This is a genomic window from Thermophilibacter sp. ET337, from assembly GCF_024733715.1.
Taxonomy (GTDB): Bacteria; Actinomycetota; Coriobacteriia; order Coriobacteriales; family Atopobiaceae; genus Thermophilibacter.
Map to the genome: position 1 here is coordinate 37,561 of NZ_JANRHO010000011.1, position 21,396 is coordinate 58,956.

At 69.8% G+C, this 21,396-nt stretch carries 23 protein-coding genes; 21 read left to right on the top strand and 2 right to left on the bottom strand.

Annotated elements, in window-relative coordinates:
- The 6 genes from proB to dinB are packed head-to-tail and all read left to right on the top strand — an operon-like array spanning window position 1 to window position 5,405.
- Window positions 1-1,113: a glutamate 5-kinase gene (gene proB, locus NW198_RS08820; protein ID WP_258340828.1), complete on the top strand. Its 1,113-nt coding sequence runs from the start codon at window positions 1-3 to the stop codon at window positions 1,111-1,113.
- Between the two features lie 21 nt (window positions 1,114-1,134).
- Window positions 1,135-2,397 carry a glutamate-5-semialdehyde dehydrogenase gene (locus tag NW198_RS08825; protein ID WP_258340829.1) on the top strand — a complete coding sequence of 421 codons (1,263 nt, stop codon included), beginning with the start codon at window positions 1,135-1,137 and terminating at the stop codon, window positions 2,395-2,397.
- A 2-nt stretch (window positions 2,398-2,399) separates the two neighbouring features.
- A complete protein-coding gene (gene nadD, locus NW198_RS08830; protein ID WP_258340830.1) occupies window positions 2,400-3,101 on the top strand; it encodes a nicotinate-nucleotide adenylyltransferase in 702 nt (233 codons plus the stop codon).
- Window positions 3,102-3,758 (top strand): bis(5'-nucleosyl)-tetraphosphatase (symmetrical) YqeK, encoded by a 657-nt coding sequence (yqeK, locus tag NW198_RS08835; RefSeq protein ID WP_258340831.1) that lies wholly within the window; start codon window positions 3,102-3,104, stop codon window positions 3,756-3,758. It begins immediately after the preceding gene.
- The gene (rsfS, locus tag NW198_RS08840) at window positions 3,755-4,114 is read left to right on the top strand and encodes a ribosome silencing factor (protein ID WP_087315115.1); all 360 of its coding nucleotides are present in this window, start codon (window positions 3,755-3,757) and stop codon (window positions 4,112-4,114) included. Before yqeK ends, rsfS begins: the two co-directional genes overlap by 4 nt.
- Before the next feature lies 1 nt (window position 4,115).
- Window positions 4,116-5,405: a DNA polymerase IV gene (dinB, locus tag NW198_RS08845; protein ID WP_258340832.1), complete on the top strand. Its 1,290-nt coding sequence runs from the start codon at window positions 4,116-4,118 to the stop codon at window positions 5,403-5,405.
- Window positions 5,406-5,519: 114 nt separating this feature from the next.
- Here the strand turns inward: dinB and NW198_RS08850 are convergent, their stop codons facing one another.
- Complete coding sequence (locus tag NW198_RS08850) at window positions 5,520-6,791, bottom strand: cell wall metabolism sensor histidine kinase WalK (RefSeq protein WP_258340833.1); 1,272 nt, start codon at window positions 6,789-6,791, stop codon at window positions 5,520-5,522.
- A 9-nt stretch (window positions 6,792-6,800) separates the two neighbouring features.
- Window positions 6,801-7,475: a response regulator transcription factor gene (locus NW198_RS08855; protein ID WP_087315109.1), complete on the bottom strand. Its 675-nt coding sequence runs from the start codon at window positions 7,473-7,475 to the stop codon at window positions 6,801-6,803.
- A 233-nt stretch (window positions 7,476-7,708) separates the two neighbouring features.
- On the opposite strand from NW198_RS08855, the gene rpsP reads away from it, so the two are divergent.
- From rpsP to NW198_RS08930, 15 genes are all read left to right on the top strand, one after another.
- On the top strand, window positions 7,709-8,059 hold the full coding sequence (gene rpsP, locus NW198_RS08860) for a 30S ribosomal protein S16 (protein ID WP_258340834.1): 351 nt from the start codon (window positions 7,709-7,711) through the stop codon (window positions 8,057-8,059).
- Window positions 8,060-8,066: 7 nt separating this feature from the next.
- Window positions 8,067-8,357, top strand: coding sequence for a KH domain-containing protein (locus NW198_RS08865; RefSeq protein ID WP_258340835.1), 291 nt, complete (start codon window positions 8,067-8,069; stop codon window positions 8,355-8,357).
- Between the two features lie 4 nt (window positions 8,358-8,361).
- Complete coding sequence (locus NW198_RS08870) at window positions 8,362-8,895, top strand: ribosome maturation factor RimM (protein ID WP_087315103.1); 534 nt, start codon at window positions 8,362-8,364, stop codon at window positions 8,893-8,895.
- Entirely contained in the window at window positions 8,885-9,670 is a 786-nt protein-coding gene (trmD, locus tag NW198_RS08875) for a tRNA (guanosine(37)-N1)-methyltransferase TrmD (RefSeq protein WP_258340836.1), read from the top strand. Before NW198_RS08870 ends, trmD begins: the two co-directional genes overlap by 11 nt.
- The gene (gene lepB, locus NW198_RS08880; RefSeq protein ID WP_258340837.1) at window positions 9,657-10,226 is read left to right on the top strand and encodes a signal peptidase I; all 570 of its coding nucleotides are present in this window, start codon (window positions 9,657-9,659) and stop codon (window positions 10,224-10,226) included. The genes trmD and lepB overlap by 14 nt, the downstream gene beginning before the upstream one ends.
- A gap of 34 nt (window positions 10,227-10,260) precedes the next feature.
- Window positions 10,261-11,172, top strand: coding sequence for a glycine--tRNA ligase subunit alpha (locus tag NW198_RS08885; protein WP_087315097.1), 912 nt, complete (start codon window positions 10,261-10,263; stop codon window positions 11,170-11,172).
- Entirely contained in the window at window positions 11,173-13,269 is a 2,097-nt protein-coding gene (glyS, locus tag NW198_RS08890; RefSeq protein WP_258340839.1) for a glycine--tRNA ligase subunit beta, read from the top strand.
- Window positions 13,270-13,328: 59 nt separating this feature from the next.
- Window positions 13,329-13,712, top strand: a complete 384-nt coding sequence (locus NW198_RS08895) for a kinase/pyrophosphorylase (RefSeq protein ID WP_087315093.1) — start codon at window positions 13,329-13,331, stop codon at window positions 13,710-13,712.
- A gap of 254 nt (window positions 13,713-13,966) precedes the next feature.
- Window positions 13,967-16,726 (top strand): pyruvate, phosphate dikinase, encoded by a 2,760-nt coding sequence (gene ppdK, locus NW198_RS08900; RefSeq protein WP_258340842.1) that lies wholly within the window; start codon window positions 13,967-13,969, stop codon window positions 16,724-16,726.
- Between the two features lie 158 nt (window positions 16,727-16,884).
- Window positions 16,885-17,919, top strand: a complete 1,035-nt coding sequence (locus NW198_RS08905) for a deoxyguanosinetriphosphate triphosphohydrolase (protein ID WP_258340844.1) — start codon at window positions 16,885-16,887, stop codon at window positions 17,917-17,919.
- Window positions 17,920-17,988: 69 nt separating this feature from the next.
- On the top strand, window positions 17,989-18,957 hold the full coding sequence (locus NW198_RS08910; RefSeq protein WP_258340845.1) for a DUF6273 domain-containing protein: 969 nt from the start codon (window positions 17,989-17,991) through the stop codon (window positions 18,955-18,957).
- A 146-nt stretch (window positions 18,958-19,103) separates the two neighbouring features.
- Complete coding sequence (gene rplS, locus NW198_RS08915) at window positions 19,104-19,448, top strand: 50S ribosomal protein L19 (RefSeq protein WP_087315085.1); 345 nt, start codon at window positions 19,104-19,106, stop codon at window positions 19,446-19,448.
- A gap of 63 nt (window positions 19,449-19,511) precedes the next feature.
- On the top strand, window positions 19,512-20,297 hold the full coding sequence (locus tag NW198_RS08920) for a ribonuclease HII (RefSeq protein ID WP_258340846.1): 786 nt from the start codon (window positions 19,512-19,514) through the stop codon (window positions 20,295-20,297).
- A gap of 179 nt (window positions 20,298-20,476) precedes the next feature.
- Complete coding sequence (locus NW198_RS08925; protein WP_258340847.1) at window positions 20,477-20,971, top strand: YraN family protein; 495 nt, start codon at window positions 20,477-20,479, stop codon at window positions 20,969-20,971.
- Window positions 20,971-21,396: magnesium chelatase domain-containing protein (locus NW198_RS08930; protein ID WP_309147707.1), on the top strand; the 426-nt coding region annotated here is incomplete at its 3' end. The genes NW198_RS08925 and NW198_RS08930, both read left to right, overlap by 1 nt.

A 21,396-nucleotide genomic window follows, 5' to 3' on the forward strand; every position in this document is an offset into this window, starting at 1 on the left:
ATGACCCCGCCGAGGCTCCTCGTTGCCAAGATCGGCTCCTCGACCCTCGTCGACGGCGAGGGGGCCCTCGACCGCCGCTTCATCCGGAGCCTCTGCGACCAGGTGGCCCAGCTCGTCTCCGAGGGGACGCGGGTCATCGTGGTCTCCTCCGGCGCCGCGGCCGCCGGCCGCGACATACTCGGCTTCACCAAGCGCCCCTCCGACATCGCGACGCTGCAGGCCTGCGCCGCGGCCGGGCAGGCCCGCCTCACGCAGGCCTACGCCGACGTCCTCGCGGAGCGCGGCATCCCCTGCGCCCAGGTCCTGCTCACCCGCCGCGACGTCATGGACCGGGACGGCTTCCTGAACGCCCGCACCACGCTCGCGCGCCTGCTCGAGCTCGGCGCCGTGCCCGTGGTCAACGAGAACGACACCGTATCGACCGCCGAGTTCGCCTTCGGCGACAACGACATGCTCGGCGCCCTCGTGGCCGCCCTCGCCGGAGCCGACCTCTACGTGATCTGCTCGGACGTGGACGGGCTCTTCACCGCCAACCCCCAGGAGGACCCGGACGCGCGCCTCATCGAGCGCGTGAGCGAGGTCGACGCGCGCCTGTCCGCCATGGCGGGAGGCGCCGGCACCTCCTTCGGGACCGGGGGCATGTCCTCCAAGCTGCGCGCCGCCCGGGCGATGCTCGCCGCCGGCATCCCCACGGCCATCTGCAGGGGGCGGCGGGAGCGCGTCCTTCTCGACGTCGCGCACGGCGAGGCGGTGGGCACGCGCTTCGAGGCCCCGGCGGGCGCGGCGCACGAGGGAGGGCGCAAGCTCTGGATCGGCCTCGCCGAGGTCCCGCGCGGGACCATCGCGCTCGACGAGGGCGCCACGCGCGCCGTCCTCGAGCGAGGGGCCTCCGTCCTTCCCGTGGGCGTCATCTCGACCACGGGCACCTACGCCGCCGGCGACGTCGTGAACGTCAGGGCGTCGACGGGCGACGTCATCGGGCGCGGCATCGCGCGCTACTCCTCCGACGACATGGCCCGCGTCCGGGGGGTGCACCTCGACGTCGTGGCGCGCTTCCTCGGGCAGGACCGCGCCCAGCCCGCCGTGCACCGCGACGACCTTCTCGTCTTCTAGTCTTTGAGGAAAGGGGACACCATGGGTGAGGCACGAACGAAGGCATCGCTCGCCAAGGCCGCCGCGCCCGCGCTCGCCGCCGCCTCACGCGGGCAGCGGGAGCGGGCGCTTCTGCTCGCCGCCGAGTCCGTCCGGTCCCGGGCGGACCAGATCCTCGAGGCCAACGCGCGGGACCTCGCCCGAGCGCGCGAGGCGGGCATGAGCGCGCCGCTTCAGGACCGCCTCCTGCTCGACGACGCGCGCCTCTGCGCCATCGCGGGGTCGCTCGAGGACATCGCCCGCCAGGACGACCCGCTTGGTCGCGTCGTGGGCGGCTCGACGCTCGGAAACGGGCTTCGCATCGAGAAGGTCACCGTGCCGCTCGGCGTCGTCGCCATGGTCTACGAGGCGCGCCCCAACGTCACCGCCGACGCCTTCGGCCTGTGCGTGCGTTCCGGCAACGCCTGCGTGCTCAAGGGCGGCTCCGCCGCGCGCGAGTCGTGCCTGGCCATCGTCGGAGCGTGCCGCGAGGCGCTCAGGGAGGCGGGGCTTCCCGAGGACGCGCTCCAGTACGTGGACGACGACGCCGTCCACGCCCAGACCGCCGAGCTCCTCGAGGCGACCGGGCTGGTCGACGTGCTCATCCCCCGCGGCGGGGCGGCCCTGATTCGCGCCTGCGTCGAGGGAGCCAAGGTCCCGGTCATCGAGACGGGCACCGGCAACTGCCACGTCTACGTCCACGAGTCCGCCGACCTCGACCGGGCCCGCTCCATCGTCATGAACGCCAAGACCCAGCGCGTCGGCGTCTGCAACGCGGCGGAGTCGCTGCTCGTGGACCGCGCGGTGGCGCCTGCGTTTCTCCCCGTCATGCTCGCCGAGCTCGCCGGGGCCGGCGTCCTTCTCCACTGCGACGAGGAGTCCCTCGCGCTCGCGGGAGGGCTTCCCGACGGCAGCGCCGTCGCGGCCACCGAGCGTGACTGGGGCACGGAGTATCTCGCCCTCGAGATGAGCGTCCGCGTGGTCTCGGGGCTCGACGAGGCCATCGCGCACGTCAACCGCTACGGCACCGGTCACTCCGAGGCCATCGTCGCCGACTCCTATGACGCCTGCGAGACGTTTCTCGCCGGCGTCGACGCCGCGGTGGTCTACGCCAACGCCTCGACGCGCTTCACCGACGGGGGGGTCTTCGGGCTGGGCGCCGAGATCGGCATCTCCACGCAGAAGCTCCACGCCCGCGGGCCCATGGGGGCCGGCGAGCTCACCTCGGTCAAGTACGTGGTGCGCGGGAGCGGGCAGGTGAGGTAGGCATGGACCTCGACGCCCTGAGGGAACACGACCTCCCGCCGCTCGGAGCGGACCCGTCGCGCACCTATCGCCTGGGCATCATGGGCGGCACCTTCGATCCCATCCACAACGGGCACCTCGTGGCGGCGGAGCAGGCCTTCGACGACCTGGGCCTTGACCTCGTCGTCTTCATGCCCGCCGGGCGACCGGCCTTCAAGCAGGACAAGCGCGTCACCTCGGGGGAGGAGCGCTTCGCGATGACGCTGCTCGCGACGGCGGACAACCCCCACTTCGTGACCTCCCGATTCGAGGTCGACCGCGAGGGCGTCACCTACACCGCCGACACCCTGCGCCTGCTGCGCTCGCTCTACCCGGACAACGTCGAGTTCTACTTCATCACCGGCGCCGACGCCATCACCGAGATCGTGACCTGGCGAGACGCCGCCGACATCGCCCGCCTCGCGCACCTCGTCGCGGCGACGCGACCCGGCTACGACCTCGACCGCGCCTGGGACATCATCGACTCGTCGGGCATAGACTTCGACGTCACCTACCTCTCCGTCCCCGCGCTCGCAATCTCCTCGAGCTACCTGCGCGAGCGCGTGGAGGCGGGCCAGAGCCTGCGCTACCTCACGCCCGACCAGGTGACGGGCTACCTCCACAAGCACGGGCTCTACGGGGCGCGCAGAAGCCGCTACGGGCAGACGGGGGAGGCGGTCGACTAGATGGGCAGGAAGAAGGAGCGCGAGGCAAAGGCCTCCTACACGCCCGAGCAGGAGGTCCTTCTCGGCAAGCTCGAGGCGGACCTCGCGGTCCAGCTCAGCGCCAAGCCCAAGCGCCTGGCGCACTCGCTCTCGGTCGCGCGGACGGCCGAGCGGCTCGCGCTGACCTACGGGGCGGACCCCTTCCTCGCGCGCGCCGCCGGCATCCTCCACGACTGGGAGAAGGCCCTCTCGACCTCCGAGCAGCTCGCCCGCGCCCGCGAGCTCGGCATCGACCTCGGCGTCGAGCTCGAGCTCGTGCACTCGCTCCTGCACGGCATGATCGCGGCCCGGGAGCTCCCGGCGCGCTACCCGGAGCTCCCGCCCGCCGTGTGGCACGCCATCGCCGTCCACACCTCCGCCTGCGCCGACATGAGCGCCCTCGACGAGGTCCTCTTCGTCGCCGACGGAATCGAGCCTTTGCGCCCCCGCACCCCCGGCATCGAGCGCAGCCGCTCGCTCGTGGGCAAGGCCTCCCTCGACGACCTGTTCTGGGAGTCGTTCGTCGGGGGTATAACCTATGTGCTGGAGGGGGGCCGCTACCTCTATCCCGGCACCATCGACGTCTACAACGCCCTCGCGGCACGGCGCGCCAGGCGCGCAGCTAAGGAGAAAGCATGACCGTAACCCCGCTCGAGCTCGCAAAGGTCGCCGCCTACGCGGCCGACGACAAGAAGGCCACCGACCTCGTTCTTCTCGACCTCTCGTCCAAGACCGACGTCTGCGACTACTTCCTCATCTGCACGGGCGCCAACCCGCGCCAGGTCGACGCGATCGTCGACGAGATTCGCGAGAAGGTCGGCGCCAACTGCGGCGTCTCCCCGCTGTCCTGCGAGGGGCGCGAGGGGCTCTCGTGGGTCCTCATTGACTACGGCAGCGTCGTCGTGCACGTCTTCAAGCCCGAGACCAGGGACTTCTACCGCCTCGAGGCGCTCTGGGGGGACGCGCCCCGCGTCGAGCTCGACCTCGAGCCCTAGCATGTCCGACGTCTGTAAATTGGGGACAGTCCCCAACTTACAGAGTCCCGACCCGCTCGCGTGGGACGGACCGGCCGTGGGGCTTCTCGACCTCGACGCCTTCTTCGCCTCGGTCGAGCAGCTCGACCATCCGGAGTGGCGCGGGCGCCCCGTGATCGTGGGCGGCTCGGCCGACCGTCGCGGCGTGGTCTCGACGGCTTCCTACGAGGCGCGCCGCTATGGCGTGCACTCCGCCATGCCCTCGGCGACGGCGCGGCGCCTCTGCCCCGACGCCATCTGGACCAGGGGCAACTTCGCGCGCTACCGCGAGATGAGCGCGCAGGTGATGGCCATCCTCGGCGACGAGACGCCGCTCGTGGAGCAGGTCTCCATCGACGAGGCGTTCTTCGACGTGACGCCGGGCCGCTACTCGCGCGAGAGCCCCATCGAGATCTGCCGGCGCGTCCAGCGGCGCGTGGCGGAGCTCGGCGTGACCTGCTCGATCGGCCTCGGCGTCAACAAGACCGTGGCAAAGATCGCCTCGGAGCGCGAGAAGCCCCGCGGGCTTACCGCCGTGCTCCCGGGCACGGAGCGCGCGTTTCTCGCCCCGCTGCCGGTCGGCGCGATGAGCGGGGTGGGGCCCGCGACGCAGGAGCGCCTGAGGAGGATGGGAATACGCACGCTCGGGGAGCTCTCGCGCGCGGACGCCGCCGAGCTTGAGCGGACCTTCGGGGTGCTGGGGCCGCGGATGGCGCTGCGAGCGGCCGGGCTCGAGCGCAGTTCCGTGGCGGAGGCCGCCGCCCCGGAGGACGTGAAGTCCGTCTCCAACGAGCGCACGTTCTCAAAGGACCTCACGGAGCGCGACCAGGTCCGCGCCGGCGTGGCGCACGTCTCGGAGATGGTGGGCCGGCGCCTGCGGCGCAAGGGCCTGCGCGGGCGCACGGTGACGCTCAAGGTCAAGTACGACGCGACCCACGCGCGCACCGCTCAGCGCGCCCTTGCGGAGCCCACAGACGACGAGCGCGTCTTCGGGCGCGTCGCGTTGGCGCTTCTCGACGAGCTGTGGCAGCCGGGCATGCGCGTGCGCCTGCTCGGCGTGGGCGTCTCGGGCTTCGACGACGACCGCCCGGCGCAGATGAGCCTCTTCGGCGGCGGGGCGGACGAGGCAGGGGAGGGGCGCGACCGCTCGGCCCTCGGGCGGGTCGCCGACGCACTGCGCGAGCGCTTTGGGGACGACGCCGTGGGATACGGGCGTGACCTTCGCTTCAAGGACAGGACCTCGGACACCGCCCCGATGCACAAGGACGCGTGAGCGGGTCTCTTGGTTGGCGCAACGACCTGACGACATTGTCAAGCGGGCGGGTTGACAATATAACCTGACGACATTGTCAAGCGGGCGGGTTGACAATATAACCTGACGACATTGTCAAGGCTGGGGGAGGCGCGGGGGCTCGGAGGCCCTGCCGGCGAGCGGCAGGCTCACCGTGAAGGTAGTCCCGTCTCGCTCCGAGGAGGCGGCGCCGATCGTGCCGCCCATGGACTCCACGAGGCTCTTGGCAATGGCGAGCCCCAGGCCAAAGCCGCCCGAGGCCTGCCGCTCGCGCGCGTCGTCGGTGCGATAGAAGCGGTCGAAGAGGTGCTCGAGCGCCTCGGGGGAGATGACCTCCCCGCGGTTGGTCACGGCGAGCCTCGCCAGCTTCCCCTCGCGGGCGAGAAGGACGCGGACCTCGGTGCCCTCCTCGGCGTACTTGGTCGCGTTGTCGAGCAGCGTCCGCACCACGCGGCGCGTGCGGTCGGGCTCGGCCATCACGCGCACGTCCCCCTCGAGCTCGCACGAAAGCGAGCATCCCCGCTCGAAGGCCACGGCGTCGAACTCGAGGGCGCACCCCGAGACCAGGCCGGAGAGCTCGACGGGCGAGAGCGCCACGGCTCCCGGCCCGCCCGTCGCCTCCTGCTCGTCGGCGCGGGCGAGGGTCAGCAGGTCCTCGACGAGCTCCTTCATGTGGCGCGCCTCGTCCGAGGTGCTCTCGACCCAGCGCCGCGCCCCCTCGGGGAGGTCCTTCTCGTCCTCGAGGATCTGCGCGTTGGCCAAGATCACCGCGAGCGGCGTCTTGAGCTCGTGGGAGGCGTCGGACACGAAGCGGCGCTGCTGCTCCCAGGCGCGCTGCACGGGGCGCAGCGCCCAGCCGGAGAGAACGTAGGACACGACGAAGAGTGCCCCCATCGAGATGGCGAAGATCAGCAGGCTGCTCAGCGCCTGCGCCCTCAGGGTCGCGCCCCTGAGGTAGGTGTCCACGAAGGCGATGCGCCAGCCCCAGGCGGTCTGCGTCCTCATCCAGGCGATGGGGTAGTCGGCGCAGCGGCCCGAACTGTCCCCGCTCGAGAGCGCGTCGCTGACGACGGCCCGAAGGGTCTCGTCGGAGACGCTGGCAAACAGGCTCGTGCGGTCGTAGACGGCCCCGTCCGGCGAGACGTCGACGACGACGGCCAGCATGAGCTCGGCGCTCTGCTCGCCCGACGAGTCGCCGATGGTTGCGGCGGCGACCCCGTCGGAGAGCGCGCGCTCGAGGATCTGCGTGACGATGCCGCGCTGGGTCAGGGCGCTCGAGAAGAACGACGAGCCGAGCACGCCCGCGAGGACCAGTCCCACGAGCAGCATCGTGATGGCGATGAACTGTCGGCGGAGCCGCCTGAGCATGGGCGCCCCCTACTCGGAGAACACCTCGAGGCGGTACCCGAGCATCCTCAGCGTTGTGATCTGGACCTTGGAGCCGATGTGGGCGAGCTTCTTGCGGAGGAACGAGACGTAGGCCTCGACCGAGTTCTCGGAGGCCTCCGAGCCGCCCCAGACGCGCGAGAGCAGGTCCTGCTTGGAGACCACGCGCGAGCTCGAGCCCATGAGGATGCTCATGACCTCGAACTCCTTGCCCGACAGGTGGACCGAGGCCTCGCCGCAGGAGAGGTCGTGCGTGGCGAGGTCGAGCCTCACGTCGGCGAAGGTCACCTCGTCGAGCATCACGTCGCCCCTTCGCCTGGTCAGCGCGCGCAGGCGAGCGAGCAGCTCGGGCGCCTCGAAGGGCTTGGTCATGTAGTCGTCGGCGCCGGCGTCGAGGCCCTCGACCTTGTCCTGCGTGGAGGTGCGGGCCGTGAGCATGAGCACGGGCACCGAGCTGCCGCGGCGACGGAGCTCGTGGACGACCTCCCGGCCGTCCATACCCGGAAGCATGACGTCCAGGACGACGGCGTCGAACGCGCCGGACAGGGCCGACCTCAGGCCGACCCTTCCGTCGTAGCACGCCTCCGCGTGGCACGAGGCGTTCTCGAGAATGTGGACGATGGCGTCGGCGAGGTTGCGCTCGTCCTCGACAACCAGAATGTTCATGGGTGGACTCCCTTGCGGTCGCGGGCGGCAGGAGGGCCGCCTCGACGCCTATCCTACCCACCGGCCCTGAATATCTCCTGAACAGGGGCCCATTCAGGAAGTTGACAATGCACGTTCACAAAAACTGCACCTTGCGGCCACGAGCAAGAGTCGTATGATGGATAGTCGTTTTGTGGCTCTGCGGTGCGGCCAACCCAACTACCCCGCGCACCGCCCGAACGGAGGAGTTTTCATTGGCAGTCAAGATTCGCCTGGCCCGTCACGGTGCCAAGAAGCGTCCGTACTACCGCGTTGTCATCGCTGACGGCCGCATGCCCCGCGACGGCCGCTACATCGAGCTCGTCGGCCGCTACAACCCGCTGACCAACCCCAAGGTCATCGACATCAACCTCGAGAAGGTCGACGAGTGGATCGCCAAGGGCGCCCAGCCCACCAACGCCGTCGCCCACCTCATCGACGTCGTCCGCAACGGTCAGCCCGTCGTCGAGAAGAAGGCCAAGATTTCGAAGAAGGCCGCTGCCAAGGCCGCCGCTGCCGCCGAGGCCGCCGCTGAGGCCGCCGAGGCCGAGGCCGACGCCGAGTAGGCATCCCATGGAGGCCGAGAAGGGCGCGCTCGCCACGGTCGACGAGACCGAGCTCCCCTCTGACCGCGTTGCGGACCTGGTCGAGTACATCGTCTGCGGCCTCGTGGACGACGAGGACTCCGTCTCCCTCGACGTGACCGACAGCGAGGGCTCCTCGCTGATCGAGGTCAGCTGCTCCGAGGAGGACGCGGGCCGGGTCATCGGCCGCAAGGGTCGTACGATCAAGGCCATCAGGACGCTCGCCCGCGCGCTCGGACAGCGCGTGGGCACCTCGGTCGAGGTCGAGGTCGTGGGCTAGGCTCATGCGCGAGCGCTACAGAACCATAGCCCGTGTGGCGAAGGCCCACGGGAGGCGAGGGGAGGTCGTGACGGTTTCCGTCCACGGCCTTCCCTCTCTTGTGCGCGAGGGCCTCGAGGTGGCGCCCCTGCCCCCGGAGCTCACCGGGCCGCGCTGGCGCACCGTCGTCTCGTGCACGTCCGACGACCGGGGCGGCCAGCTCGTCGCGCTCTCGGGGGTCGACGACATCTCCCAGGCGGAGCTGCTCGTCGGAAAGACCCTGCTCGCGCGCCGATCGGACCTTCCGGAGGACCTCGAGCTCCACGACCCCCGCTCCCTCATCGGCCGCGAGGTCGTGGACGAGCGCCTCGGGGCGCTCGGCTCGATCGAGGAGGTCATGCGCGGGCCCGCCAACGACGTCTGGGTCGTGCGGGGCGCCGCGGGTGAGACGCTTCTGCCCGTCATCGACGACGTCGTGGGAGAGGTGGGGGAGAGCGGGCCCGTCACGGTCCGCGTGCCCGCCGGCCTCGAGCCTAAGGGGGCCAAAGATGCTCTGTGAGACGCTCTCCGTCTTTCCCGAGGTCTTCGAGCCCTACCTGGGCGTCTCGGTCCTCGGGCGGGCGCGCCGCGCGGGCGTGTTCGACTTTTGCGCCCACGACCTGCGCGACTGGACCCACGACCGTCACCGCACGGTCGACGACGCCCCGTTCGGGGGCGGCCAGGGCATGCTCATGAAGCCCGAGCCCATCTTCGAGGCGGTCGAGGACATCGCCGGCTCCGGGCCGAGGCCACACGTCGTGTTCTTCTCGCCCTGCGGACGCCGCTTCGACCAGCGCGTCGCCGAGCGCCTCTCCGGCATGGAGCGGCTGCTGCTCGTCTGCGGTCGCTACGAGGGGATGGACGAGCGGGCCTACGCGCTCGCCGACGAGGTCCTCTCCCTCGGCGACTACGTCCTGACGGGCGGGGAGCTCGCCGCGCTCGTCGTGATCGACGCGGTCTGCCGCCTTCTGCCCGGAGCGCTCGGCGACGAGATGAGCGCGATCGACGAGTCCTTCTCGTCCGCCGGGCTGCTCGAGTACGCCCAGTACACGAGGCCCGCGAGCTTCCGGGGCATGGACGTGCCCGAGGTGCTGCTCTCGGGCGACCACGCGCGCGTCGACGCCTGGCGCAGGCGAAGCGCGCTCGAGCGGACCGCGCTGTGGCGCCCCGACCTCATCGAGGGCGCGGACCTGAGCGACGAGGAGCGCGCGTTCGCCCGCGAGATCGCGGCGAGGGGGCCGTCCCCGCGCCGCGCGGACGCAGAGGGAGAGGGGGCCTGCCATGGCCAGGCATGAGGCGCCGGACGCGACCGAGAGGCGCGAGCGCTCCGGCTGGGGCTGGTTCGCCCTGTGGCTCGTCGCCGCCGTGGCGGTCGGGCTTGTCGTCAAGACCTTCGTCGTCACCCCCTACGTCGTGCCCACCGGCTCGATGCGGGACACCATCATGGAGGGGGACGTGCTCCTCGGCGAGCGCGTGAGCCTCTACTTCGGCGATCCCGAGGTCGGCGACGTCGTCACCTTCGACAGCCCCCTCGACGGCGAGACGCTCATCAAGCGCGTCGTCGCGGTGGGCGGGCAGACGATCGAGCTCGTGAACGGCGCCGTCCACGTGGACGGCGAGCCGCTCGACGAGCCCTACGTCGAGGGCCGCCCCACCTACTCGCTCTCGGACCTCCCGGGCTCCGCGGGCATCACCTACCCCTACGTGGTCCCCGAGGGGTGCGTCTGGGTGATGGGGGACAACCGCACCGACTCCAAGGACTCGCGCTACTTTGGCGCCGTGAGCCTCGATGACGTAACATCGAGGGCGCTTTTCATCTACTGGCCGCTGGACCACGTCGGGGCGCTCTAGCCCCGTCGAGGCAAGAAGGAAGGGCAAAGGACACATGAGGGAAGACGCGCTTACGTTCCAGGACATGATCCTCGCGCTCGAGCGCTACTGGGCGGACCAGGGCTGCACCGTCATGCAGCCCTATGACTCCGAGGTCGGCGCCGGCACGTTCCACACCGCCACGACGCTGCGCTCGCTCGGGCCCGGTGCCTGGCGCACCTGCTACCCGCAGCCCTGCCGCCGCCCCGCGGACGGCCGCTACGGAGAGAACCCCAACCGCATGCAGCACTACTACCAGTTCCAGGTCATCCTCAAGCCGTGCCCGGCCGACTCCCAGGAGCTCTACCTGGGCTCGCTCGCGGCCATCGGCCTCGACCCGGCCGAGCATGACGTCCGCTTCGTCGAGGACGACTGGGAAAGCCCCACGCTGGGCGCCTGGGGGCTTGGCTGGGAGGTCTGGATGGACGGCATGGAGGTCACCCAGTACACCTACTTCCAGCAGGTGGGCGGCATCGAGGTCGACCCGGTGCCCGTCGAGATCACCTACGGCCTCGAGCGCATCGCCATGTACGCCCAGGGCGTCGACTCGGTCTATGACGTCATCTGGTCCTACCTGCCCGACGGCACCCCGATGACCTACGGCGACGTCTTCCATGAGAACGAGTACGAGTTCTCGACCTACAACTTCGAGGTCGCCAACGTCGAGATGATGCGCCAGAAGTTCGACGACTACGAGCGCGAGTGCCACGCCTGCCTCGACGCGCACCTGCCGCTTCCCGCCTACGACTGCGTGATGAAGTGCTCCCACGCCTTCAACCTGCTCGACGCCCGCGGCGCCATCTCGGCCACCGAGCGCGCCAACTACATCCTGCGCGTCCGCACCATCGCCAAGCTCTGCTGCGAGTCCTACCTCGCGGAGGTGGCCTCCAAGACGGACGACGATGCCAAGAAGGGGGAGGTGGCCTAGATGGCCGAGACCCGTGACTTCCTGCTCGAGATCGGCTGCGAGGAGATGCCCTCCGCGCCGCTCATGAACGCCGCCCAGCAGCTCGGCGGGCTCGTGGCCAAGGGCCTCGACGCCGCCGGGCTCTCCCACGGCGAGGTTCGCGTCATCTCCACCCCCAGGCGCCTCGCCGCCCTGGTGGCAGACGTCGCCGTCGCCACCGACGAGGTCCACGAGGTGAGGCGCGGCCCCAAGGCGGCCATCGCCTTCGACGAGTCCGGCCAGCCCACCAAGGCCGCGCTCGGCTTCGCGCGCAAGCTCGGCGCCGACGCCGCGAGCCTCGTGCGCCGCGTCGACTCCGACGGCAACGAGTACGTCTTCGCGGAGCGCAACGTCCCCTCGCGCCCGGCGGCCCCCATCCTCTCCGAGCTCGGCGCCGAGGTCATCGGCGGGCTCCAGTGGCCCAACTACCGCAGCCAGCGCTGGGGCTCCGAGCACGCCACCTTCGTGCGCCCGATCCGCTGGATCTGCGCGCTTCTCGGCACCGAGGTCGTCCCCGTGACCTACGCCGACGTCACCTCCGGCAACACCACGCGCGGCCACCGCGTCCTGGCGCCCGGCGACCACGTCGTGAGCTCCCCGGCCGACTACGAGGCCACGCTCGAGCGGGCCTTCGTCCTCTCGGCCGAGCGTCGCGCCGAGAAGATCCGCGTCGGCATCGCCGAGGTCGAGCGACAGCGCGGCGGCGCCCACGTCGACACCCCCAAGAAGATCTTCGACGAGGTCGTCAACCTCTGCGAGTGGCCGACGGTGCTCGTGGGCACCTTCGACGAGTCCTTCCTCGAGGTCCCGCACGAGATCATCTGCGAGTCGATGCTCTCCAACCAGCGCTACTTCCCGATCTACGACGCCGCCGGCGAGCTCACCCGCGAGTTCATCGTGGTCTCCAACGCCGACCCGCGCGTCTCTGACACCGTCGTCTCGGGCAACGAGCGCGTGGTGCGCGCGCGCCTCGACGACGCCAAGTTCTTCTATGACGAGGACCTCAAGCGCCCGATGGAGGAGTTCGTCGAGCGCCTCGGCACCGTGACCTTCCAGGAGCGCCTGGGCACGGTGCTCCAGAAGGTCGAGCGCATGGAGGGCCTCGCCGCCGCCGTCGCCAGGCAGGCGGGGGAGAGCGAGGCGGGCGTGGCCGCCGCGGCCCGCGCGGCGCACCTCGCCAAGGCCGACCTCGTCTCCCAGGCCGTCGTGGAGTTCACCAACCAGCAGGGCGTCATGGGCGGCTACTACGCCGCGGCCGCCGGCGAGGCGCCGGAGGTCTGCGACGCGATCCGCGAGCACTATCGCCCGCGCTTCGCCGGCGACGAGCTGCCGTCGGGCGTCTGCGGGCGCTGCGTCGCGGTGGCCGACAAGCTCGACACCGTCTGCGGCATCTTCGCCATCGACGAGCCGCCCACCGGCTCCTCCGACCCCTACGCCGTGCGCCGCGCGGCCATCGGCATCATCGCCATGCTGCGCACGATGCCCGGCACCGACCTGCGCCAGCTCGTCGGGCTCTCGCTGGGCGCCTACCAGGCGCAGGGCCTCGAGTTCGACCTCGAGTCCGTCGCCTGCGCGGTCGTGCGCTTCTTCCAGGGCCGCCTCGTCGGCATCGCCCGCGACGAGGGCCTGCGCCCCGACACCATCGAGGCCGTCTCCGCCGTCGGCGTCATCGACCCGACCGAGTTCATGGCCCGCGCGCACGCCCTCGAGGACGCCCGCTCCCAGAGCCCCGAGCTCTTCGAGGACCTCGCCGTCGCCTACGCCCGCGCCGCCCACCTGGGCGACCCGGAGCTGGGCTCCGAGGTCGACGCCGCCCTTCTCGGACCTGCCGAGAAGAGCCTCTTTGATGCCTGCGAGCAGGGTCGCGTTTGCGTGGACGAGGCGCTCGGGCGCGACGACTACGCGGGCGCCGTCACCGCCCTTGCCGAACTCAGGGCGCCCATCGACCGATTCTTCGATGACGTTCTTGTCATGGACGAGGATACTGCGGTAAGGGAGAACCGCCTTCGCCTGCTCAATCGCTTCGTCAGCGTCTTTGCCGGCGTCGCGGACATCGGCGCGCTCTCGAAAAAGAAGTAAGATACGTACGACAGCGGGTACCATCCCCGAAAGAGCCGAGAAGCATAGGAGGTCTCGTGATGGCCAAGCTCGATTTGGATGACGACATCTTCGGTCAGGTCGTCCCCCTCATCTTCGTGTTGTCCGACGCCCGCGGCGAGACCGCCAACACGGTCGTCATGGCCGCCGCCGCCCAGTTCGGCGAGGGCTCCGTCGACATCGAGCGTCTCTCCAACGTCAAGGACGTGGACACCGTCCGCGCCTTCCTCGACGAGAACTACGACGAGAGCCGCCCCTGCGCCGTGTTCCACACCTTCGCCAACGGCACCCTGCGCCGCGAGATCCGCCGCGAGCTCGACCGCCGCGGGATCCCCTCGATCGACCTTCTCGGCCCGGCCGTGACGGTCCTCTCGACGCTCACGGGCGAGGAGCCCACGCGAGAGATCGGCGCTCTGTACAAGTAGGAGGGGATGGTCGGCCAAAACGGCCAATTCGTCTCTGATGATACTATCTTTGGGGTCGTGCCGCGGGGCACGGCCCCATATTTTGTTGCCGCTCACCGCTTACCTAGCGACGCTGACCGAATGGCGGAATGCCTTTTCCTTCTCACGAGAGGTTGCTAAACTGACCAATGGTCGCGAGAGTGCCGTGCGCGACCAAGTCAGTGCGCCAGGCCGAGGGCCCGGCGTTAGGAACCCAAGGAAAGCAAGGGGTAAACATGGCAGAAAAGCACGTCTACCGCTTCGGCTTCGACGCCAACGGCAACAACGTGACCGAGGTCGCGGGCGAGTCCGTTGCGGAGGCCAAGTGGATCACCGGTGGCAAGGGCGCCAACCTTGCCGAGATGGCCAACATCGGCCTTCCCGTCCCTCCCGGATTCACCATCACCTGCCAGACCTGCGTCGCCTACTCCAGCGCCGGTAACGTCTGGCCCGAGGGCGTCCTCGACGAGATCGACGAGTACCGCAAGGACCTCGAGGAGCGCATGGGCAAGAAGCTCGGCGACTCCGAGGATCCGCTGCTCGTCTCCGTCCGCTCCGGCGCCCCCTTCTCCATGCCGGGCATGATGGACACCGTCCTCAACCTCGGCCTCAACGACGACTCCGTCCAGGGCCTCGCCAAGCAGACCGACAACCCGCGCTTCGCCTACGACTCCTACCGTCGCTTCATCCAGATGTTCTCCGACGTGGTCATGGGCGTCTCCGGCCAGCTCTTCGAGGACGCCATCTCCGCCAAGAAGGCCGAGAAGGGCGTGAAGCTCGACACCGAGCTCGACGCCGACGACCTCAAGGACCTCGTCGCCACCTTCAAGCAGATCTTCGTCGACAACGTCGACGCCGAGAAGTACCCCGAGGTCGTCGTTGACGGCAAGGTGGCCTTCCCGCACGATCCGCTGCTCCAGCTGCGCCTTGCCGAGCAGGCCGTCTTCGGCTCCTGGAACACGGACCGCGCCATCCTCTACCGCAAGCAGAACAAGATCCCCGACGATCTGGGCACCGCCGTCAACGTCCAGGTGATGGCCTTCGGCAACAAGGGCAACACCTCCGCCACCGGCGTCGCGTTCACCCGCAACCCGGCCGACGGCACCAACGAGCGCTACGGTGACTTCCTGGTCAACGCCCAGGGCGAGGACGTCGTTGCCGGCATCCGCAACACCGAGCCTATCGCCGACCTGCCCAAGGTCCCGGGCCTGGAGGAGGCTGGCAAGGAGCTCTTCCACGTCTTCGAGATCCTCGAGGACCACTACGCTGACATGATGGACCTCGAGTTCACCATCGAGCAGGGCAAGCTCTGGATGCTCCAGACCCGCGTGGGCAAGCGCACCGCCCTGTCCGCCCTCAAGGTTGCCATCCAGATGTACGAGGAGGGCCGCATCTCCAAGGAGGAGGCGGTCATGCGCGTTGCCCCCGAGCAGCTCGACCAGCTCCTCCACCCGCAGTTCGACCCCAAGGCCGACTACAAGGTCATCGCCAAGGGCCTCAACGCCTCCCCGGGCGCTGCCGTCGGCGCCGTCGTGTTCTCCTCCGCTGACGCCGAGGCCTACGCAGAGGCCGGCAAGCCCTGCATCCTCGTGCGCTGGGAGACCACGCCCGACGACCTCCACGGCATGGTCGCCGCCGAGGGCATCCTGACCTCTCACGGTGGCAAGACCTCCCACGCGGCCGTCATCGCCCGCGGCATGGGCGCCCCCTGCGTCTGCGGCGTCGACGCCCTCCAGATCGACGCGGTCAACAAGGTCTGCACCGTCGCCGGCACCGACATCACCCTCCACGAGGGCGATGTCATCTCCATCGACGGCACCACCGGCGACGTCATCCTCGGCGAGGTTGCCCTCGTCCGTCCGGAGCTCGGCGGCGACCTCCAGACCATTCTCGACTGGGCCGACGAGGTCCGTCTCGACGCTGACCGCGGTCGCGTGATCGGCGTCCGCGCCAACGCCGACAACCCGGCCGACGCCCAGCTCTCCAAGGACAACGGCGCCTCCGGCATCGGACTCTGCCGCACCGAGCACATGTTCCTCGGCGAGCGCAAGCAGCTCATCCAGAACTTCATCCTCGCCGACGACGAGGCCGTCAAGGCCGACGCCGTCGAGAAGCTCGGCGCCGCCCAGAAGGGCGACTTCCTCGAGATGTTCAAGGCCATGGACGGCATGCCCGTCATCGTGCGCCTGCTCGACCCGCCCCTGCACGAGTTCCTCGAGGACCCGCGCGACCTCGACGTCGAGATCGCCAAGGAGGAGGCTGCCGGCAAGGACGTCTCCGAGAAGAAGGCCCTTCTCGCCAAGCTCGACTCCTTCCAGGAGGCCAACCCGATGCTCGGCCTGCGCGGCTGCCGCCTCGGCCTGGTCTACCCCGAGCTCAACGTCATGCAGGTGAAGGCCATCGCCTCCGCCACCGCCGAGCTCCAGAAGCAGGGCCTCAACCCCAAGCCGGAGATCATGATCCCGCTCGTGGCCTTCGAGGAGGAGCTCGCCCTCGTCCGCGAGGTCGTCGAGGAGAACATCAAGGCCGTCGCCGAGGAGTACGGCGTCGAGCTCGACATCCCGGTCGGCACCATGATCGAGATCCCGCGCGCTGCCATCACCTCCGAGGACATCGCCAAGCACGCCGACTTCTTCTCCTTCGGCACTAACGACCTCACGCAGATGGGCCTCGGCTTCTCCCGTGACGACGTTGAGGCTGCCTTCATGCCGCTCTACCTCGACAAGAAGATCTGCAAGACGAACCCGTTCGCCACGCTCGACAAGGGCGTCGCGAAGCTCGTCAAGATGGGCGTCGAGGGCGGCCACGCCGGCAACCCGGACATCGTCTGCGGCGTCTGCGGCGAGACCGGTGGCGACCCCGAGTCCATCCACATGTACTACGACCTCGGCCTCGACTACGTGTCCTGCTCGCCGTACCGCGTGCCCATCGCGCGCCTCGCGGCTGCCCAGGCCAAGATCGAGTCCAACGGCGGCGCTGCCAAGGTCGCCAAGTAAGCCGGCATAACGCCTGTTTGCTGGGGGAGGGGGCTTCGGCTCCCTCCCTTTTTCTGTAAAATGGGGACAGTCTCCAACGTGCAGGTCCCCGCCGCGACCTGTGAATCGGGGACTGTCCCCAATTCACAGATGCCCTGATGGGCCGGGGAGGTCGGAGAATGAGGGTTTCCACGAGGGCAGACCTTGAGCTCGCCGAGCGCGCCCGGCTCTCCCCGGACGCCGCCTTCTCCGACGCCTCGCTCGGCCGCCTGACGCCCGAGGCACCCGACCCCCTGCGCACCTGCTACCAGTGTGACCGCGACCGCATCCTCCACAGCAAGAGTTTCCGGCGCCTCGCCCACAAGACGCAGGTCTTTCTCGCCCCCGAGGGGGACCACTATCGCACGCGCCTCATACACACCCTCGAGGTCTCGCAGGTGGCGCGCTCCATCGCGCGGCCCCTCGGCCTCAACGAGGACCTCACCGAGGCGATCGCCCTCGGCCACGACCTCGGCCACACCCCCTTCGGGCACGTCGGCGAGCGGGCCCTCTCCCACGCCATAGCACGCTATCGCGGTCAGGACTCCGGCGACGGGCTCTTTGCGCACAACGAGCAGAGCGCGCGCATCGTGGATCTTCTGGAGCGTGACGGGCACGGGCTCAACCTCACCCGTGAGGTCGTGGACGGCATACGCAACCACACCGGGTCCCTGAGAGCGCAGACGCTCGAGGGCAGGGTCGTCGCCCTCTCGGACCGCATCGCCTACGTTTGCCACGACATCGATGACGCGGAGCGCGCCGGCCTGCTGCACGAGGGCGACCTCCCCGCCGACGCCCGCGGCATCCTTGGCGCAAGCTCCTCGGAGCGCATCGAGACCATGGTCCACGACGTCGTGACGAGAAGCTCCGCAACCGGCGACGTCAGCATGTCCGAGCCCGTCTGGGACGCCATGATGGCGATGCGCTCCTTCCTCTTTGCCAACCTGTACTCCACCGGCGACGCAAAGTGGGAGGAGCCCAAGGCCTACGTGATGATCGGCGAGCTGTTCGACCACTACGTCAAGCATCTCGACGAGGTGCCCGACGAGTATCGCCTCCACGACGGCGACAAGCCCGAGGTCCAGGTCGCAGACTTCATCTCCGGCATGACGGACCGCTATGCCGTGCGCGTCTACGAGGACCTCAAGGTGCCTCGCTCCTGGAGGAGGGGGTAACGGGTCCTGCCTCGGCCCGCCGTGCCCCACTCTGGTAGACTCGCCACGTCGAGCTTGGGGGGAACGTATTTGAGTAGAAGCAAAAACGGAGGTTTGACGGTCGTCGCGCTCGTGCTGTCTCTGGCGGTGTGCGCGCTGGGGGCGACGACGCTGTGGCTCGTCCTCACGGGCGGGGAAGCGACGGCGCCAGAGGTGACGGAGACGACCCAGACGCAGGTCGAGGGCGCGCTCGAGCCCAGGTCGTTCGACGAGTACTCGTGGGAGGAGCTCGCCGAGGTGGCCCGGCTCATCGCGGCGGCGCCGACCGACGACGAGGGCCGCGCGGTCGCCGAGAGCTACGGCGTCGCCGTGGGCGACACGCGGGCGCTGCCGCTCGACGACGGGCGCGCGACAGCGCTCACCGTCGTGGGCATCCGCGCGGACCGGCGCGCCGACGGCACGGGCGTCGCGGGACTCACGCTCATGAGCTCGCCGATCTCCCTGCGGCCCGTGAACGACGCCCTGACCAACGCCGGCGGCTGGGAGGCCTGCTCGCTGCGTGCCTGGCTCGCGGGCGAGGGGCGCTCCCTTCTGCCCGAGGGCCTCGCGAGCTCGCTTCTGGCTGTGTCCAAGTCCACCAACAACGCCGGGGTCACCACGGACGCCGCCGCCGTGACGCAGACGGCCGACGAGCTGTGGCTCTTCTCGGCATCGGAGGTCTGCGGCGCGCCGGGCTGGTTCGTCGCGGAGTACGGGGAAGAGCCCAACCCCTACACCGGCTACGTCGACTTCTCCGTCTATGACGCGCTGCTCGCCGCCGAGGGCGCCCAGTACGAGTACTTTGCCCTGGCCGGGGTAAGCGGCTCGTCCGACCCCGCGGGCGTCCTCTCGCTCTCGTATGGGGGCACGGAGGTCGCCTGGTGGTACCGGACGGCCTATCCCTACAGCTACACCGGGCAGGACGCCTCGTATTTCTACCAGGTCATGGCCTCGGGGTACCCGTGCGTGACGGCGCTCGCGACTGACGAGGCGGGCGTGGTCGTGGGCATGTGCCTCTAGCCGGGGCGCGTACTGCGGCGAGCAGGCACAAAATGTTGTGTGCTTCTTGTCTAGAGGTAGTGGCTGGCTTATAATCACTCGCTGTGTGTAAAGCTATGTGTCGTTCGCAGGAGCGTCGGCACCTCTAGGAAGAATGAGGTTTGAGCATGGACTACATCCGCGCCATCGAGCGTCAGCAGATCCGCGAGGACATCCCCGCGGTCAAGGTTGGCGACCACGTCAAGGTCCACTACCGCATCGTCGAGGGCGATCGCACCCGTGAGCAGGTCTTCGAGGGCGACGTCATCCGCATGAGCGGCGAGGGCTCCCGCGAGACCTTCACCGTCCGCAAGATCAGCTTCTCCGTGGGCGTCGAGCGCACCTTCCCGCTGCACAGCCCCAAGATCGCCAAGCTCGAGGTCGTCCGTCACGGTGACGTCCGTCGCGCCAAGCTCTACTACCTGCGCGACCGCGTCGGCAAGGCCGCCCGCATCCGCGAGAAGCGCGACTAGCCTCGCATCCACGCACGTCACGGCCGCCCCTTCGGGGGCGGCCTTCTTGTATCGGGAGGTCCCATGTCCGCCACGCGCCCCGTCACGGCAAGGGAGGTCGCCGCGACCCTCGCCGACGCCCCGCTCGAGGAGGCGCGCTCGCTCGTCGAGCGCTACGCAGACGACCCGAGAAAGCAGGTCGCCGCCGCCGTGGGCGCGGCGCGGAGGCGCATCGAGCGCGAGGAGCGCGAGCGTGAGCGCGTCGAGGGCATGTACGCCCTGCAGCTCGAGCTCGGGGGCCCCGGCGTCGTCGTGGGCGTCGACGAGGTGGGCCGCGGGGCGATCGCCGGGCCGCTCACCGTCGCGGCGGTCTGCCTGCCCCGGGAGCCCGTCGTCTGGGGCATCAACGACTCCAAGCAGCTCACCCCCGCCCGCAGGGAGGCGCTCGCCGCGCGCATCGCCGAGGTCGCCGTCGCCGTGGGCATCGCGCACGTCGAGCCCGCCTCCATCGACGCCGTGGGGATGGCCGCCTCCTTACGCCTCGCCATGGCGCGCGCCGTCGCCGACACGGGACTCGACCCGGACTGCGTCCTCATCGACGGCAATCCCGTGCATGCGCATCCCGCCGAGAAATGCCTGGTCAAAGGCGACGCCCGCATCGCCGCCATCGCCGCCGCCTCGATCGTCGCCAAGGTGACGCGCGACGCCCTCATGGTCGCCCTCGACGAGGAGTATCCCGGCTACCATCTCGCGGAGTGCAAGGGCTACGGCTCCGCCGAGCACATCGCCGCCATTCGCGAGAAGGGCCTCTCGCCGATCCATCGCGTCTCCTTCTGTGGCAACTTCGTGGAGAATCTCACCCTTTTCTAGATCCCCGGCTTTTGAACCCATTTCGTCACCCATGACGCGCCCCAAGGCCGTCGCGGGCGCGGGTGCCTCGGGAGTTTGAGGCGTCTGCCGTCCGTCTGCGGCGCGTCAGCTTGGCCTTCGCTCGCCGAAAGCCGCCCCTGCCATGCTCTTGCCATCACGGGCGACGAACGGAGGGGCACATGGAGAGGGAGCTTCAGGAGCTTGGGCGGGACCGCGACGACGCCATGCGCGCCGATGACCCGCGGCGGGGCGAGACGGGCGAGGGGCGGCCGGCGCGGCCCTGCTCCGTGCGCGACATGACGCCGCAGGAGCTCGGCGCGAGAGGGGAGGAGATGGCGGCGAACTACCTCGAGCGGAAGGGCTGGGAGCTGCTCGAGCGCAACTGGCGCTGCGGCTTTGGCGAGGTCGACATCATCGCGCGCGAGGAGGAGTTCTCCGACACCGTCGTGCTCGTGGAGGTCAAGACGAGGCTCGCGCTGGGCGGGCGCGAGGGGATGCCCGAGCTCGCCGTCGACGAGGCCAAGCGCGAGCGCTACCGGATGTGCGCGCTCGCATACCTCATGCAGCACGGCGAGGCGCGCTCGATACGCTTCGACGTCATCGCCCTGAACGTGATGGGCGAGGGCGGCGCGCGGCTGCGCCACCTCTTCGGCGCCTACTCGATGGACAGCTGATGGGCCCCGGGGGCGCCTTCGTGCGGGCGGCGAACCTGAGCGGCGTGCACGCGACCCCGGTCACGGTCGAGGTCAGCACCTCCGGAGGCATCCCCGGCCTCGACGTCGTGGGCATGCCGGACCACGCGGTGCTCGAGGCGCGCTCGCGCGTCCGCTGCGCGCTGCGCTCCTGCGGGTTCGAGCTGCCCCGCCTCCACGTGACCATCAACCTCGCCCCCGGCGAGGTGAGAAAGTCGGGGACCGGGTTCGACCTTCCCATCGCCGTGGCGATCCTCATCGCCACGGGCCAGCTCTCGCCGGAGCTCGCGCGCGACACCCTGTTCGTCGGCGAGCTCGGCCTCGACGGGTCGGTCTGCCCCGTGCGCGGGGAGATGGCCTACGCCCTGCTCGCCAGAAACCTGGACCTGACCCTCGTCGCCTCCGAC

Bases quoted from the DNA above. Each gene is read 5' to 3' on its own strand.
- proB (WP_258340828.1), top strand. From the start codon at position 1: ATGACCCCGCCGAGGCTCCTCGTTGCCAAGATCGGCTCCTCGACCCTC.
- NW198_RS08825 (WP_258340829.1), top strand. From the start codon at position 1,135: ATGGGTGAGGCACGAACGAAGGCATCGCTCGCCAAGGCCGCCGCGCCC.
- nadD (WP_258340830.1), top strand. From the start codon at position 2,400: ATGGACCTCGACGCCCTGAGGGAACACGACCTCCCGCCGCTCGGAGCG.
- yqeK (WP_258340831.1), top strand. From the start codon at position 3,102: ATGGGCAGGAAGAAGGAGCGCGAGGCAAAGGCCTCCTACACGCCCGAG.
- rsfS (WP_087315115.1), top strand. From the start codon at position 3,755: ATGACCGTAACCCCGCTCGAGCTCGCAAAGGTCGCCGCCTACGCGGCC.
- dinB (WP_258340832.1), top strand. From the start codon at position 4,116: ATGTCCGACGTCTGTAAATTGGGGACAGTCCCCAACTTACAGAGTCCC.
- NW198_RS08850 (WP_258340833.1), bottom strand. From the start codon at position 6,791: ATGCTCAGGCGGCTCCGCCGACAGTTCATCGCCATCACGATGCTGCTC.
- NW198_RS08855 (WP_087315109.1), bottom strand. From the start codon at position 7,475: ATGAACATTCTGGTTGTCGAGGACGAGCGCAACCTCGCCGACGCCATC.
- NW198_RS08865 (WP_258340835.1), top strand. From the start codon at position 8,067: ATGGAGGCCGAGAAGGGCGCGCTCGCCACGGTCGACGAGACCGAGCTC.
- NW198_RS08870 (WP_087315103.1), top strand. From the start codon at position 8,362: ATGCGCGAGCGCTACAGAACCATAGCCCGTGTGGCGAAGGCCCACGGG.
- trmD (WP_258340836.1), top strand. From the start codon at position 8,885: ATGCTCTGTGAGACGCTCTCCGTCTTTCCCGAGGTCTTCGAGCCCTAC.
- lepB (WP_258340837.1), top strand. From the start codon at position 9,657: ATGGCCAGGCATGAGGCGCCGGACGCGACCGAGAGGCGCGAGCGCTCC.
- NW198_RS08885 (WP_087315097.1), top strand. From the start codon at position 10,261: ATGAGGGAAGACGCGCTTACGTTCCAGGACATGATCCTCGCGCTCGAG.
- glyS (WP_258340839.1), top strand. From the start codon at position 11,173: ATGGCCGAGACCCGTGACTTCCTGCTCGAGATCGGCTGCGAGGAGATG.
- NW198_RS08895 (WP_087315093.1), top strand. From the start codon at position 13,329: ATGGCCAAGCTCGATTTGGATGACGACATCTTCGGTCAGGTCGTCCCC.
- ppdK (WP_258340842.1), top strand. From the start codon at position 13,967: ATGGCAGAAAAGCACGTCTACCGCTTCGGCTTCGACGCCAACGGCAAC.
- NW198_RS08905 (WP_258340844.1), top strand. From the start codon at position 16,885: ATGAGGGTTTCCACGAGGGCAGACCTTGAGCTCGCCGAGCGCGCCCGG.
- rplS (WP_087315085.1), top strand. From the start codon at position 19,104: ATGGACTACATCCGCGCCATCGAGCGTCAGCAGATCCGCGAGGACATC.
- NW198_RS08920 (WP_258340846.1), top strand. From the start codon at position 19,512: ATGTCCGCCACGCGCCCCGTCACGGCAAGGGAGGTCGCCGCGACCCTC.
- NW198_RS08925 (WP_258340847.1), top strand. From the start codon at position 20,477: ATGGAGAGGGAGCTTCAGGAGCTTGGGCGGGACCGCGACGACGCCATG.